This window comes from Streptomyces sp. NPDC057963 (assembly GCF_042887155.1).
Classification (GTDB): Bacteria; Actinomycetota; Actinomycetes; order Streptomycetales; family Streptomycetaceae; genus Streptomyces.
Window position 1 is genome coordinate 328,153 of sequence record NZ_JBHVPX010000011.1, and the last position, 14,185, is coordinate 342,337.

The 14,185-nt window shown below is 69.8% G+C and carries 14 protein-coding genes; 13 read left to right on the plus strand and 1 reads right to left on the minus strand.

Annotated features, from left to right (window positions below; all coding sequences use genetic code 11):
* Positions 1–34: 34 nt before the first annotated feature.
* Positions 35–922 carry a helix-turn-helix domain-containing protein gene (locus ACFVT1_RS26095; protein WP_389799659.1) on the minus strand — a complete coding sequence of 296 codons (888 nt, stop codon included), beginning with the start codon at positions 920–922 and terminating at the stop codon, positions 35–37.
* A 458-nt stretch (positions 923–1,380) separates the two neighbouring features.
* Here ACFVT1_RS26095 and ACFVT1_RS26100 point away from each other — a divergent pair, with 458 nt between their 5' ends.
* The 13 genes from ACFVT1_RS26100 to ACFVT1_RS26160 all read left to right on the plus strand — a co-directional run bounded on the left by ACFVT1_RS26100 (position 1,381) and on the right by ACFVT1_RS26160 (position 14,103).
* Entirely contained in the window at positions 1,381–3,102 is a 1,722-nt protein-coding gene (locus ACFVT1_RS26100) for an aldehyde dehydrogenase family protein (protein ID WP_389799662.1), read from the plus strand.
* Complete coding sequence (locus tag ACFVT1_RS26105) at positions 3,102–4,241, plus strand: acyl-CoA dehydrogenase (RefSeq protein WP_389799664.1); 1,140 nt, start codon at positions 3,102–3,104, stop codon at positions 4,239–4,241. The genes ACFVT1_RS26100 and ACFVT1_RS26105 overlap by 1 nt, the downstream gene beginning before the upstream one ends.
* 17 nt (positions 4,242–4,258) lie before the next feature.
* Positions 4,259–5,527, plus strand: a complete 1,269-nt coding sequence (locus ACFVT1_RS26110) for an aspartate aminotransferase family protein (protein ID WP_389799666.1) — start codon at positions 4,259–4,261, stop codon at positions 5,525–5,527.
* 50 nt (positions 5,528–5,577) lie between these two features.
* Positions 5,578–6,102, plus strand: a complete 525-nt coding sequence (locus ACFVT1_RS26115) for a type II toxin-antitoxin system RatA family toxin (protein ID WP_389799668.1) — start codon at positions 5,578–5,580, stop codon at positions 6,100–6,102.
* Positions 6,102–6,599 (plus strand): hypothetical protein, encoded by a 498-nt coding sequence (locus ACFVT1_RS26120; RefSeq protein ID WP_389799669.1) that lies wholly within the window; start codon positions 6,102–6,104, stop codon positions 6,597–6,599. Before ACFVT1_RS26115 ends, ACFVT1_RS26120 begins: the two co-directional genes overlap by 1 nt.
* Positions 6,596–7,132, plus strand: a complete 537-nt coding sequence (locus ACFVT1_RS26125) for a flavin reductase family protein (RefSeq protein WP_389799671.1) — start codon at positions 6,596–6,598, stop codon at positions 7,130–7,132. Before ACFVT1_RS26120 ends, ACFVT1_RS26125 begins: the two co-directional genes overlap by 4 nt.
* Positions 7,129–8,085 (plus strand): VlmB-like protein, encoded by a 957-nt coding sequence (locus ACFVT1_RS26130; protein ID WP_389799673.1) that lies wholly within the window; start codon positions 7,129–7,131, stop codon positions 8,083–8,085. Before ACFVT1_RS26125 ends, ACFVT1_RS26130 begins: the two co-directional genes overlap by 4 nt.
* Positions 8,082–9,113 carry a beta-ketoacyl-ACP synthase III gene (locus ACFVT1_RS26135; protein WP_389799676.1) on the plus strand — a complete coding sequence of 344 codons (1,032 nt, stop codon included), beginning with the start codon at positions 8,082–8,084 and terminating at the stop codon, positions 9,111–9,113. Before ACFVT1_RS26130 ends, ACFVT1_RS26135 begins: the two co-directional genes overlap by 4 nt.
* A 69-nt stretch (positions 9,114–9,182) precedes the next feature.
* Positions 9,183–9,422: a phosphopantetheine-binding protein gene (locus ACFVT1_RS26140; protein WP_389799678.1), complete on the plus strand. Its 240-nt coding sequence runs from the start codon at positions 9,183–9,185 to the stop codon at positions 9,420–9,422.
* Entirely contained in the window at positions 9,419–10,663 is a 1,245-nt protein-coding gene (locus tag ACFVT1_RS26145) for a beta-ketoacyl-[acyl-carrier-protein] synthase family protein (protein WP_389799680.1), read from the plus strand. The genes ACFVT1_RS26140 and ACFVT1_RS26145 overlap by 4 nt, the downstream gene beginning before the upstream one ends.
* A gap of 51 nt (positions 10,664–10,714) precedes the next feature.
* A complete protein-coding gene (locus ACFVT1_RS26150) occupies positions 10,715–11,764 on the plus strand; it encodes a fatty acid desaturase family protein (protein WP_389799681.1) in 1,050 nt (349 codons plus the stop codon).
* 339 nt (positions 11,765–12,103) lie between these two features.
* The gene (locus tag ACFVT1_RS26155; protein WP_389799684.1) at positions 12,104–12,907 is read left to right on the plus strand and encodes a BTAD domain-containing putative transcriptional regulator; all 804 of its coding nucleotides are present in this window, start codon (positions 12,104–12,106) and stop codon (positions 12,905–12,907) included.
* 74 nt (positions 12,908–12,981) lie between these two features.
* Positions 12,982–14,103 carry an FkbM family methyltransferase gene (locus ACFVT1_RS26160; protein WP_389799686.1) on the plus strand — a complete coding sequence of 374 codons (1,122 nt, stop codon included), beginning with the start codon at positions 12,982–12,984 and terminating at the stop codon, positions 14,101–14,103.
* Positions 14,104–14,185 lie beyond the last annotated feature (82 nt).

Consider the following 14,185-nt stretch of genomic DNA (forward strand, 5'->3'; position numbering starts at 1 on the left):
CGCGCACCCGCGATCCGGCGGCGGGTGTGCGCGCTCAACGGGCGGTCGGCAGCAGCGGGGAGCCCTCCGGCACCGCGGCGCGCAGGTGGTTGTTCCAGTGGTGGGAGTGGAGCGTGCCCGCGGTGTGCGTGTCGGCCGGGTAGAACGTCTCGATGGTCAGCTCGGCCAGCGTGATGTCGACGGGCGCCACGAAGGTGGTCACGGCACTGAAGAATCTCAGCTCGGTCCCGAGCGCACGGATGTGCAGCGGCATCGCGACCTGGTGGATGTCCGAGAAGTCCGGGGAGATCGGTTCCGTCTCCAGCAGGCCCGGCGGGTACCGGTAGGCGCAGACCTCGTCGTACAGGCGGTGGAGCCGCTCGTCGTCGGTGAACGCGGCGTCGCGGTGCAGCCGGGAGAGCAGATTCCGGCGCCATTCCGAGAAGTTGGTGATCCGCCGCGCCATGCCCTGCGGATGCAGCCCGAGCCGCACGACGTTGACCGGCGCCAGCAGCAGCTCCTCGGCCACACCGTCCAGCAGCGCCATCGCCGACCGGTTGGCCCGGAACAGGTCCGAGGCGGTGTCGAAGACCAGGGCGGGATACGGCTCGTGGCCGGTGAGGAGCCGTTCGACGGCCTCATTGGCCCGGCTCATGTGCGACTCGCCGATCGGTGTCTCCTCATAGGCCGGCGCGTAACCGGCGGCCATCATCAGGCGGTTGCGCTGGCGTACGGGCACGTCCAACTGGTCGCAGAGTCTCAGGAGCAGTTCGCGACTGGGCCTGGCCCGCCCGGTCTCTATGAAGCTCAGGTGGCGGCTGGACGTCTCGGCCAGCAGGGCGAGCGCCAATTGGCTCAGATTGCGGCGGTGGCGCCACTCCCGGAGCAAGGGGCCGATTCGATGGGGCTTCGTGTGACCGCTGGGCATCGTGTGTCCGCGCATTTACCCATCGTAAGCAGGTCGACTTCGCGGTTCCGGGCCCGGCCGTGAGCTGTAATAAACTTTGGCCGGAATGATTCGCCTGTGGCGGCAGGGGCTGTTTGTCCGTCGTCTGTCGTGTTGCTGACCTCCACGTAAATAAACGGAGTTCGGCGACAAGGAACCGGACTATTGAATTCCGGACTTCCTGGCCCCGGGCGCGCCCGCCGCGGTCCTGCCGGCCCCCGGCTTTCCGATCTTGGGCTTCCTGTTTCCGGTCTTGGGCTTCCCGGTCCGGGCCCGCGATGCCGCGCCCCCGTCCGGCATCCGGGTGGGTCAGTCGACCGTCAGGGCCGTATCAGTGCCCCCTGCCAGAATCGCCGACGTGCCGAGTCGCGCAACTTCCGGCCACTTCCGTGTATCCGCAGCTTTTGTCTCCGCAGTGTCGAACGCCCAGCACCTCGGAAGGAAGACATCGAATCGTGGAATCTCCCACCGGGACCTTCGGACAAGTCGCCATGAGTGGTTCGCGGCCGTCCCGACCCGTGTTCCTCAGCTACGACTCGTATATCGCCGGACATGAGGTGCCAGCAGGAAGACACGTCTACACGGTGAAGACATCGTCCATTCTTGACGACGTCTTCAAGAGCCTGACACTCAAACGGAAACTTGAGCGTGGTAAAGCCGATCCCGCGGACGCGGCGGACTTTGTCGTCGGACGCTGCGCGCTGGCCGACGACGAAACGGTCGAAGAAGCATCCCGCAAAGCGGCCGAGGCAGCTCCGGTATGGGCACGGTTTCCGCTGGAACAGCGCCTGCTGCTGGGCCGGGGAATCCGCGAACGGCTCCTGGAACGCCACCTGGAGTTCGTCGATCTGCTCATCGCCGAAGGCAACCCGCGGGCGCTGGCCGAATGGCAGGTGGCCGGACTGCTGGAGATCTTCAGCGACGAGACCCTCGGCTGGTGCGCCCGGCAGATGGAGCAGAGCATCGAGCACGGCAACCGGCGGATGACCGTACGGCGCGTGGCGGACGGTGTGGTCGCCGTCAACCCGCCGCAGAACGCGCCCGCCAGCAGCGCCCTGTTCGGCATCACCCCGCTGATCGCCGGCAACGCCGTCGTCGTGCGGGCCCCCCGCAGCGCGCCGCTCGGCGTCATGTACGCGATGCGTGAACTGGTGGCCCCGGCGCTCGACGACATCGGCGCGCCCCCCGGCACGCTCAACGTCTTCTGCTCCCGCCCCGGGCCCGCCATCAAGAGCTGGCTGGAGAGCCCGTACATCAACGACATCTTCTACACCGGAGGCGTGGCCACCGGCCTGGAGCTGGAGCGCAACTGCGTCGCGCACGGCAAGAAGCCCATCCTCGAACTCGCCGGCAACGACGCCGTGCTGATCTGGCGCGATGCCGACATCGAGGCCGCCTGCGAGGCCCTCGTCGAGTGCTTCTTCGGCTCGGGGCAGATCTGCATGGTCCCCAACCAGGTGATCGTGCACCCCGCCGTGGCCGAACAGCTGCTGGAACGGCTGCGGCTGACCGCGTCACTGATCCGTCCGGGACTGCCCGAGGACCCCGGTGCGCTGCTCTCCCCGGTCCTGCGCAGCGAGCGCTTCTACGCCTACGTCCAGGACGCGCTGGACAAGGGCGCCACCCTGGTCCACGGCGCCCGGCGGATGGAGACCGACGGAACGCCCTCCGACACCGGCCTCTTCCTCGAACCGACCATCCTGCGGGTGGACGGCCTCGACCACTGCCGGGACATCGAGGCGGTCGCCGAGGAGACGTTCTTCCCGCTGCTGCCGGTCATCGTGCCCGAGGCCGCCGACGACGACGAACTGCTCGACCGGATGCTCGCCTACGTCAACAGCAACCCCTACGGGCTCCGCAACTCGCTGTGGACCGGGGACGAAGCGGTCGCCGACCGCTTCGTGGCCGAGGTGTCCAACGGCGGCCTGCTCAAGGTCAACGACTCGCACATCGGCTTCCTGCCCTATCTGCCGACGCACGGCGGCACCGGACGCACCGGCGGCGCCTTCGGCGAGGCCAACTACCCGATGCTGCGCACCACCCATCTGCAGGGCGTCTCGCGCGCCACGGGGGTACGGCCGCGCGAGGCGGTGTTCGGGGCATACGCCGAGCTCGCCGGCGCCCGCCCGGGGCCGCTGGCGGACGTCACTCCGGAACACAACTCTGAGGAGCAGTAATGCAGTTCATGCAAGCAGACCGCGAATCCTGTGAGGCATTGCTGCCCGGTCTGCTGGACCGGCTGGCCGAAGTCCCCTTCGCCGAGCTGGAGTCCGACAACAGCCCCGCCGTGGGAATCTTCCGCGACCACGGAGGGTCCAACCTGCTGGTGCCCGCCGCGTTCGGCGGGGCGGACGCCACCGCGCTGCAGGCGGCCCGGGTGGTGCGCGCCCTGGGCGCCGCGGCCCCCTCGCTCGCCGTGGCGACCGCCATGCACCACTTCTCGGTCGGCACGCTCTTCGGCGTCGCCGACACCTTCGCGGACGGCACCGACCTCGACGACCTGCTGCTGAAGCGGGTCTCCCAGGAACGCCTGCTGGTGGCCTCGGCCTTCGCCGAGGGCCGCACCGAACAGGGCATCCTCAGCCCCACCATGGAGGCCCGGCCGGTGGACGGCGGGTACCTGCTGACCGGCTCCAAGAAGCCGTGCAGCCTGTCGAAGTCCATGGACCTGATCACCGCGAGCGTCGGAATGCGCCGGCCGGACGGCTCGGTCGACATGGGCTTCCTGATCCTGCCCGCCGACACCCCCGGCATCAGCGTGCACCCCTTCTGGAAGACCAGCGCGCTGCTGGGCACCGAGAGCAACGAAGTACGCCTGAACGACGTGTTCGTGACCGACCGGCAGATCCTGCAGCCGCCCGCCGAGCTGGCCGAGGAGCTCAGCGAGCTCCAGGAGGTCGGGCTGATCTGGTTCCAGATGATCGTGTGCGCGGCGTACACCGGCATGGCCAGCTCCCTGGTCGAGCGGGTGCTGCAGCGCGGACGCGGCTCCGGTTCCGACCGCGGCGCGCTCGCCGTCGGCATCGAGACCGCGGCCGCGCTCACCGAGGGACTGGCCCGGCGCGTCATGGACGGCGACACCGACAACGACGGGCTCGCGGCCGCCCTGGTCACCCGGTTCGGCGTGCAGAAGCTGATCGCCGAGATCACCGCACAGGCCGTGGAGATGCTCGGCGGCATGGCCTTCATCTCCTCCTCCGAGATCGCGTACCTCGCCGCGGCGACCCACGCGATCGCCTTCCACCCGCCGTCGCGCACCAGCACCGTCGACGGCCTCCTCGACTACTACGCGGGCCAGCCGCTGGTTGTGGCATGACAACGGGAGCGACCACGATGACCACCACGCACACCGGCACCGCACCGGCGCCCGCCACGGACCCGTACGCCGACCTCGTCACCCGCTACCGCCGCTACCTGAGCAAGGGCCGCGCCTCGCTCGGCGAGATGTTCGGCGGCGATGTGGAGGTCGCCGCCGAGGGCCCCTGGATCCACACCGCCTCCGGGAGCCGCATCCTCAACTGCGGCGGCTACGGGGTCTTCCTGATGGGCGCCCGGCACCCCCGGGTCGTCGCCGAGGTGACCCGGCAGCTCAACACCAACCCGGTCGCCACCCGGCTGCTCCTCGAACCCGCCGTCGTCGACGCGGCCGAGGCGCTGATCGACGTCGTCCCCGCCGGACTGCAGAAGGTGCACTTCGCGAGCTCCGGCGCGGAGGCCGTGGAAGGCGCCATCAAGCTGGCGCGCGCCCAGGGCCGCACCCATCTGATCTCCATGAACCTCGGCTACCACGGCAAGACCATGGGCGCCCTCAGCCTCACCGCGAAGGACGTCTTCCAGGAGCCGTTCCGGCCGCTGCTGCCCCAGGTCTCGCACGTCCCGTACGGCGACGCGGCCGCCCTGGAGGCCGAACTGGCACGCCACCCCGGTGAGGGCTGCGTCATCGTCGAACCGGTGCAGGGCGAGGCCGGTGTGATCGTGCCGCCCGACGGCTACCTGCGGGACATCGCACGGCTCTGCCGCGAGTACGACGCGCTGTTCGTGCTCGACGAGATCCAGACCGGGCTCGGCCGCCTCGGCACCTGGTGGGGCGCCGACCGGGAGGGCGTGGTGCCGGACATCCTCCTGGTGGGCAAGGGACTGGCCGGCGGCGTGGTGCCGGTCTCCGCGCTGGTGGCGACCCCCCAGGTGTTCCGGCCCTTCGACAAGGACCCGTTCATCCACACCTCGACCTTCTCCGGCAACCCGCTGGCGATGGCCGCGGCCCGCGGCGCGCTCGCCGCCATCAAGGAGGACTCCCTGGTGGAGCGGTCCGCCGAGCTGGGGCAGCTGCTGCTGACCGAGCTGGAGCGGATCGCCCGCAGGGTGCTGGGCCACCGGCTGCTGGAGGTGCGCGGAGCGGGCCTGCTCATCGGCCTGGAGTTCACCGTGCCGGGACTGGCGGGCGACCTGCTCCTGGAACTGATCGGCGCCGGTGTCCTCGCCAACCACTCGCTGAACTCCTCCACCGTCATGCGGCTGACGCCACCGGCGGTGCTGAGCCAGGACGACGTGCAGTTCCTCCTCGACGCCTTCGAGAAGGCCGCCCTCGCCGTCCTCGCCTGACCCCCGGACCGTCAGACCGACCCCCCCCCGAAAACTGGAGCGGTATCACCGTGAGAAGCATTCATCTCCTGGTGGCCCTGGACGCCGAGAACCCCTCGGCGGCCTTCGGGACCATCGCGGACTTCACCCGCTTCGCGGACATCGCGGAGGACATCCACGTCGTGGAGACCCATCCGCCCGCCACCCCGGACGCGCCGCGCGACAGCGACTGGGAGGTGAACTTCCGGCGCGGAATCATGCGCTGGAACGAGGCGGAGACCGTCGATCCGGAGCGGATGAGGATCGAATTCGACCAGACCGACGGCGACTTCGAGGAGTTCCGGGGCAGCTGGCAGCTGACCCCGGCCGGCGCCGGCATCGAGGTCCGCTTCGAGGTCACCTACGACTTCGGCATCGAGAGCCTCGTCGGAATCATGGACCCCATCGCCGAGCGCGTGATCAAGCGGGCCATCTGCTCCGTACTCGAAGGGCTCTTCGGCGCCATCACGGTGCTGGAGGGCGGCGAGGCGCTCACCGACCTGCCCGGCTCCGGTCCGGAGCCGGCCCCCTCGCTCTCCGCCCCAGGAGGTGCCTGATGGATGCGCTCAACCGCTTCGACACCAAGACCACCTACCGGCTGATCCGGCTCGAATACCTCTTCGCCCTCGGCGTCAGCTTCTACTTCTTCTTCCAGCACCTGGGCGACATCCGCTGGTGGGCCTTCGCCCTGCTCTTCGTCTACATCGACCTGATCGGCTACATCCCCGGCGCCATCGCCTTCCACCGCAGCAAGACCAAGCGGATCCCGAAGACGTACTACGTGCTGTACAACACCATGCACAGCATGGCGACCCAGGGCGCCGTCGCGCTGCTGTGGATCCTGCTGGTCGGCAACGAGTGGGCACTGCTCGCCCTCCCCATCCACCTGTGCGGGGACCGGGCCCTGTTCGGCAACTTCCTGAAGCCGTTCGGCCTCAGCTTCGAGCCGGTCGTCCACCCGAAGTTCACCGCGCTGGAAGCGGCCGTGGAGCCGGGGGCCGGACGGAACCCGGCAGCCGCCCCCGCCCCGGCCCATCAGTCCGCCACCTCATGACCTCGCCGATCGGCACGGCGCGACGGCCGGTCGTCGAGACCACGGTGTGGAGCGCCGCCCGGAGGTTCCCCACCGGAGTGTCGGTGGTGACCGTGGGCAGCGGGGACGCGGTGCACGGCAGCACCGTCAGCGCGTTCTCCTTCGTCTCCCACGAACCGCCGCTGATCTCCGTCTGCCTGCAGAACGACAGCTCACTGCTCCCGCGCATCACGCAGCAGGGCGTCTTCACCGTCAATGTGCTCGCCGCCCACCAGGCCGCGCTGGCCCGGCACTTCGCCAGCCGCTCCCGGAGTCCGGGGCGCGCCCAGTTCCAGGGGGTGCAGTGGACACCGGGCGAGGACGGTGTGCCCCGGCTGCGGTCCGCCCTCAGCTGGCTGCACTGCCGGGTCCACGAACGCGTCCCGGCCGGGGACCACATGGTGGTGCTGGCCACCGTGACGGCCTGCGCGGCCGAGAGCGACCGGGCTCCACTGCTGTACTTCGCCGGGCATCTTCACCCCGGTCACATCCGGATCGAGGAGGAAACCACATGACCACGCCGATTCCCGCCGAGGCGGACTGGGACAAGGCCCCCGGGCTCCTCGAAGGAGCCATGGACCTGGAGCTCACCGCGGCGGACTGCAACCTCCGCTACTGGCTGCAGGCCGTGCCGCAGGGCACCCTGCGCGGCCGCCCCGACGGGCACGACCCCGCCCTCACGGTGGCCCCGCACATGCTGGAGGGGCCGTTCTACGAGGCCATCACCCAGGAGTACGCCTTCCGGGCCCTGGCCGAGGAGAAGGCCACCCGGGTGCTGTCGTACCTGGTCTCGATCGCGCCGGACAACGACACCATGGAGTTCTACGCCACCCAGGTGCTGGACGAGTGCCGGCACGCCATGGTCTTCCGCAACCACCTGCTGGCACTCGGCGTCGCCCCCGAGCGGCTGGTCGAGGCGGTCGACACCTTCGCTTCCCCGTACAAGGAGAGCGTGCTGGGGCCGCTGGAGCAGCGCAGCCTGGAAATCATGCGCGACGACCGGGACTTCGTCGGCGGCGTGGTGATGATGACCATCATCCTGGAGGGCGCCCTCGCCCCCGCGGCCGAACTGAGCGAGCGCAAGTGGCGGCCGCTCGACCCGGCGGCCGCCGAGATCGACAAGGGCGCGGGCATCGACGAGATCCGCCATCTGACGGTCGGGGCGGACATCGCGCGCCGCCATCTGATCGACCACCCGCAGGACAAGGACCGGGTCGTGGAGCTGATCCGCCGCGGCATGGACATGTGGGAGGAACTCCCCACCCACGACATGGTGCACTGGCGCGAGGAGCGGTTCCAGGAGGGGCTGCGCCGCCACGGTGACGTGGTGGGCGACTACGAGATCTGGCCGGGCCGCCGGCTGATCGACACCACCCCGCAGGAGCGCCAGGACACCGCCGACAAGTGGTCCGACGACATGAAGGCCAAGCGCCTGAAGTACATGGGGCTGGAAGAGGCCCTCATATGACGGGCCCGGCCGGGGCCGGGCGGCCGGCCGGCCCGGCCGCGGTGCTGTGCGGGCTCGGCGGCTGGCTGCCGCCCAGGGTGGTGACCAACGAGGAACTCGTCGCCCGGCTCGACACCTCGGACGAGTGGATCCGCACCCGTACCGGCATCCGCCAGCGCCATGTGATCGAGCCCGGCATGTCCACCGGTTCGCTCGCCGTCGAGGCCGGGGCCAGGGCCCTGAAGTCGGCGCAGCTGGACTCCGTCGGCGCGGTGGTCCTCGCCACCACCACTCCGGACCGCCCCTGCCCGGCGACCGCCCCCGAGGTGGCCGCGCGGCTCGGCCTGGACGGCATACCGGCCTTCGACATCGGGGCCGTCTGCGCCGGATTCGTCTACGCGCTGGCGACCGGTGCCGGTCTGATCGCCTCCGGCACGGCGGACGACGTCCTGGTGATCGGCGCGGACACCTACTCGACGCTGCTCGACCCCGAGGACCGCGCCACCGGCCCGATCTTCGGGGACGGTGCCGGAGCCGTCGTACTGCGCCGCGGCGAGCCGGAGGAGCCCGGGGCGCTCGGCGGATTCGACCTGGGCACCGACGGGCACCTCTCCGATCTGATCGAGGTGCCGGGCGGCGGCTCGCGCCAGCGGGGCAGCGGTGAACCGGCCGGACCCCGCGACCACTACTTCGCCATGCAGGGCAAGCAGGTGTTCCGGCAGGCCGTGCTGCGGATGACCGGCTCCGTCCACAAGGCCGTCGAACGGGCCGGCTGGACCGTCGGGGACATCGACCGGCTCGCCGCCCACCAGGCCAACTCCCGCATTCTGGACGCCCTCACCGAACAGATCGGTCTGCCCCGGGACCGGGCCCTGTCCAACATCGACCGGGTCGGCAACACCGCCGCGGCGTCGGTGCCGCTGCTGCTGGCCGACTCGGTGGCCGACGGCACCCTGCGCGAAGGCCACTCGGTGGTGCTCACCTCCTTCGGAGGCGGCCTCGCCTGGGGCTCCACCACGCTGCGCTGGCCGCAGCTGGACGCCGTCTGACCGCACGACCACATCCGCTCCGCCCCATCCCGTCCCACCTGTGTGCGTACACCGTTGAAGGAGACAGAGATGCCCAGCGTTCTCGACCGGATCACCGAGGTCCTCGTCAGCCGGTTCGGAGTCGAGCCGGAGGAGGTCACCGAGGACACCACGATGCGCGATCTCGACCTGGACTCCCTGGCCCTGGTCGAATTCGCCCTGGTCGCCGGTGGTGAGTTCAACATCCAGATCGACGACGAGGAGGTCGGCGCGGAGTCGTCGGTCAAGGACCTGATCACGCTGATCGACAGCAAGAGCGCGGTGCTGTGATCTCCGGCCGCGACAGCGCCGGGGCCCGTGACATCGCGGTCACCGGTCTCGGCCTGGCGACCCCCGCGGGCATCGGCGTGGCGGAGAACTGGACGCGCGTCCTGGACGCCGGACCGACCGCCGCCCCCGATCCCGGGCTGGCGGGCCTGCCGGTCGACTTCAGCTGCCGCGCCGCGGACTTCGACCCGGTGGCCCACTTCGGCAAGCGGCGGGCCTGGCGGCTCGACCGGTACGTACAACTGGCCCTGATCGCCGCGGCGGAGGCCGTCCACGAGAGCGGACTCGACCCCGCCGGCTGGGACGGTGCTCGGGTCGGCGTCGTCCTCGGCAACGCCCTCGGCGGCACCGCCACCTTCGAGCAGCAGGTCCGCACCCTCGACCGGCAGGGAGCGGCGGCCGTCTCACCGATGCTGGTGCCGATGTCGGCGGTCAACATGGTGTCCGGTTACGTGGCCATGGAGTTCGGCGCCCTCGGGCCCAACCTCGTCACCGCCACGGCGTGCGCCTCGGGCGCCACGGCCATCGGCACGGCCCGGGACCTGCTGCGCTCCGGTACGTGCGACGTGGTGATCACGGGAGGCACCGAGGCGAGCCTGACCCCGACGGTGCTGACCGGCTTCGCCCGGATGGGCGCGCTCTCCAAGCGGCGCGACGATCCGGCCGCGGCCTCCCGCCCCTTCGACACCGACCGGGACGGATTCGTCGCGGCGGAGGGGGCGGGGGTGCTGGTGCTGGAGCGTGAGGCCGACGCCCGCGCCCGCGGCGCCCGGGTACGGGCCCGGCTGAGCGGGTACGGGGCGTCGGCCGACGCCCATCACGCCACCGCCCCCGAACCTGAGGGGCGCGGCGCCGAACGTGCCATCCGCGCCGCGCTGCGCGACGCGGGCGTGGGCCCGGACGAGGTCGACCATGTGAACGCGCACGGCACCTCGACCCCGCTCAACGACCTCACCGAGGCCCGGGTGCTGAAACGGGTCCTCGGTACACGTCCCGCGGTGACGTCGTCCAAGGGCGTGACCGGGCACTCGCTCGGCGCCGCCGGAGCCATCGAAGCGGCGCTCACCGTCCTCGCGCTGGAGCAGGGGACCGTGCCGCCCACCGCGAACCTCGACAGCGTCGACCCCGCCATCGAGGTCGACATCGTGGCGAAGGCGCCCCGGGCCCTGCCGATCGGAGTCGCCCTGAGCAACTCCTTCGGATTCGGGGGGCAGAACGCCGTACTCGTGTTCACCGCGGCCTGACCACGACGCCGTCCGGCCCGGTAATTCGGCTCGACATGAAGGAGAACGCTCATGCCCGCCCGACAGGACTCTCTGGCCATCTCGCCGACAGGCTCCTTCGAGGAGCTGTCCGAACTGGTCAAGCAGGCCGGGCTGATGGATCCCCGGAAGGACTACTTCGCCTTCAAGATAATCTCCAACCTCGTGCTGTTCGGGGCCTGCTGGGCGGCCCTGTTCTGGTTCGGGGACACCTGGTGGCAGCTGGTGACCGCGGTCGCGCTGGGACTGGCCTTCGTCCAGACCGGCTTCATCGCGCACGACACGGGCCACAAGCAGATCAGCAAGGCCAAGGTGCCCTCAGAGATCCTGGGCGCCTTCCACATGAACCTGCTGATGGGCACCGCGTACGGCTGGTGGATCAACCACCACAACAGGCACCACAGCAACCCCAACAACCTCGACCGCGACCCGGACACGATGCGCCGCCAGGTCATCTTCGACGTGGACGAGCTGCCGGCGAAGGCGACGAGCGGCTTCCGGCGGTTCGTCATCCGCTTCCAGTCGGTGATGTTCTTCGTGCTGCTGGGGCAGGAGGCCTGGCGGCTGCACGCGTCCGGCTTCAAGGCGGCACGGGCGGGCGGACTGCGCCGCCCCGTCCTGGAACTCGGGCTGATCGGGGTGCACGCCGTGGTCTGTCTGACCGCCGTGTTCACCGTGCTGTCACCGCTGACCGGTGTGGTGTTCGTGCTCGTCAACCAGGCGGTGTTCGGCCTGTACCTGGGCGCCGTCTTCGCCCCGAACCACAAGGGCATGGTGGTCTACCGCAGCGATGTCCAGCTCGACTGGCTCCACCGCCAGGTACTGACGTCACGCAACATCCGGTCCAGCCGGCTGACCGACTTCCTGTACGGGGGGCTGAACTACCAGATCGAGCATCATCTCTTCCCCGCCATGCCCCGGGTCAATCTGCGGTACGTACGGCCGTTGGTCATCGACTACTGCGCGGAGCACTCCCTTCCGTACTGGGAGGTGTCCGCATGGGCCTCGTACCGCGAGGTGGCGCGCTTCCTCGGGAAGGTCAGCGACGAGGCCCGCAACGGCACGGAACCGCAGGCTGCGTGAGTGTCACGGCCGGGTCCGCCGCCGCCGGACCGTCCGGCGCCGCGCGGCACCGGGTTGCCGCCGGGCCCGCGTGCCGTATGGTACGTGGGCCCTCAGCCGCACCGGCCGGCCCGAGGCAATCTTGGCTATTTTTTTGCACACCCCGCTGAGAATGGGTTTATCACGCGCCCGGTGGGTCGTCAATTACTGGGTGGGTAATGGACTTTGCCAAATGCCCTACTGCACAGTTGGCTGAGCGAGGGGCATACTCGATATACATCCAACGAGTGGCGGCCCTTCCCGACGGTCAACGGACGATTGGACGCGGGGGGATTCGTGACATTCAGGGTTCTTGGCTCAGTGGGAATAACGAACGGGAACGGTCTGACCGCCTTACGCGGTGCACGGCAGTGCACACTGCTCGCGCTGCTGCTCCTGAAGGCGGGGGAGCCGGTCACCAAGGAACAGTTCTTCGAGGAGCTGTGGGAGGAGGGAATACCCAGTCAGCCCGGAAACGCGTTACAGGCCCAGGTGGCCCGGCTGCGAAAGGTGCTCCGCGCGGAGCTCGGTGACGAGTTCGTCTGCCGGAGGCTGATCACCCGTCCCTCCAGCTACGTCCTCGACATCGATCCGCTCGAAGTGGACGTACATCTCTTCGGATCCTTGACGAAGCAGGCCCGCGCGCTGATACGGAGCGATCCGGCGGCGGCGAGGGACCTGTTCGACCGGGCCCTGTCGCTCTGGCACGGTGCGCCGCTGGAGGGGGTCACCGGTGGCCCGATCTGCCAGAGCGCCGCCGCGCAGTTCGAGGAGAACCGGCTCTCGGCCGTCGAGACGCGGATACAGCTCGACATCGCGATCGACGGATACGCGCAGGCCGTCAGCGAGTTGAAGATGCTCGCCTACCTCGCGCCCTGGCGGGAGCGGCTGTTCGAGCTGCTCATGGTGTGCCTCTACCGCCTCGGCCGTCAGGCCGAAGCCATACAGACCTACAACCAACTGCGCAGCCGCCTGGTCGAGGAGTTCGGAATGGAGCCCTCGCCGAGCGTCAAGAACTGCATGATGGCGATCCTCAACCAGGACCCGGCGCTCGGCGGCGCCGAACGGCTCGTGGTGGCACGAAACCCGCTCGGTTCCGCGGTCGCGTCCGCGGTCGCTTCCTGACCCCGCGGTCCCGGCGCACTGTTTCCCCTTCCCCGTACCCCGGAAACCGATTGTCGATGACGGAGGAATTTCTCGTGACGAAGCCCGACCGGTCCCCTGCGCCGGATGCGCCGAAGACGGAACTCGACGAGGTGCGCGACCTGATTCTGCGGTACCCGGGCGTCGCCCGTGCACAGCTGGAGCGCACGGCCGGGGGCCGGCTCACTGCGCGTGTCCAGGGCTGGGACCACGCGAATGATCTCTCGCCCACCGGGCCGCTGAGTGAACTCGCCGAGATCAATCCGCACGAGACGCGCTTTCTCTACGACGAGATATTCTCCGCCGAATCCTACTTGCAGGGCGGCATCACTCTGCGCGAGGACGCCGTCGTCTTCGACGTGGGTGCGAATATCGGAATGTTCAGCCTCTTCGTCGGTGCCCGCTGCCCCTCCGCCGACGTATTCGCGTTCGAGCCGGTGCCCGATGTCTTCGACGTGCTGCGCAGCAATGTCGAGCGGCACGGCGTGGCCGCGCGGCTGCTTCCCTTCGGGCTGTCCGACCGGGACCAGGACATCGTCTTCAACTTCTACCCGGGCATCTCGATCATGTCGTGCCGCAGCGACTACGCGGACCTGGACAACGAGGTCGACCTGATCAAGCAGTACGTCGCGAACACCCGGGAGACCGGCGCCACGGGCCGGGACGACCATCTGGCCCAGGTGGAGGCCCTGGTCGCCAAGGACTTCGAACTCACCGAGCGGCACTGCCGGCTGCGGTCGCTGTCCGAGGTGATCGAGGAGGCCGCGGTGGCGCGCATCGATCTGCTGAAGATCGATGTGCAGCGGGCCGAGCTGGACGTCCTGCGGGGCGTCGAAGAGCGCCACTGGTCCCTGATCCAGCAGATCAGCATGGAGGTCCACGACGAGAAGGGCACCCCGACCGAGGGCCGGGTGCAGCTCGTGAAGGACCTGCTGACCGCGAACGGCTTCCGGGCCACCGTGGCCGAGGAGGACCTGTTGCGCGGCACCGGCCGGTACGCCGTGCAGGCGGTGCGCCCCGAGTACGCGGACGACCCCCGGCCGGTGGTGGCCTCCGCCGAGTCCGGCAAGCCGCGCCTCGACCCCCTGGCCATCGCCGGCTGGCTGGCCGAACGCCGGCCCGCCGGACGCCTTCCGGACGAGGTCGTGCTGGTCGACAGCCTGCCCCCGCGGGACTGAGCGACCGGACCGGACGACCGGACCGGACGACCGGACCGGACGACCGGACCGGCGACCGCACACGGCGGAAGACCCCCGGGCC

Coding starts and splice junctions, on each gene's coding strand:
- ACFVT1_RS26095 (WP_389799659.1), bottom strand. CDS start 922: ATGCGCGGACACACGATGCCCAGCGGTCACACGAAGCCCCATCGAATC.
- ACFVT1_RS26105 (WP_389799664.1), top strand. CDS start 3,102: ATGCAGTTCATGCAAGCAGACCGCGAATCCTGTGAGGCATTGCTGCCC.
- ACFVT1_RS26110 (WP_389799666.1), top strand. CDS start 4,259: ATGACCACCACGCACACCGGCACCGCACCGGCGCCCGCCACGGACCCG.
- ACFVT1_RS26120 (WP_389799669.1), top strand. CDS start 6,102: ATGGATGCGCTCAACCGCTTCGACACCAAGACCACCTACCGGCTGATC.
- ACFVT1_RS26125 (WP_389799671.1), top strand. CDS start 6,596: ATGACCTCGCCGATCGGCACGGCGCGACGGCCGGTCGTCGAGACCACG.
- ACFVT1_RS26130 (WP_389799673.1), top strand. CDS start 7,129: ATGACCACGCCGATTCCCGCCGAGGCGGACTGGGACAAGGCCCCCGGG.
- ACFVT1_RS26135 (WP_389799676.1), top strand. CDS start 8,082: ATGACGGGCCCGGCCGGGGCCGGGCGGCCGGCCGGCCCGGCCGCGGTG.
- ACFVT1_RS26140 (WP_389799678.1), top strand. CDS start 9,183: ATGCCCAGCGTTCTCGACCGGATCACCGAGGTCCTCGTCAGCCGGTTC.
- ACFVT1_RS26150 (WP_389799681.1), top strand. CDS start 10,715: ATGCCCGCCCGACAGGACTCTCTGGCCATCTCGCCGACAGGCTCCTTC.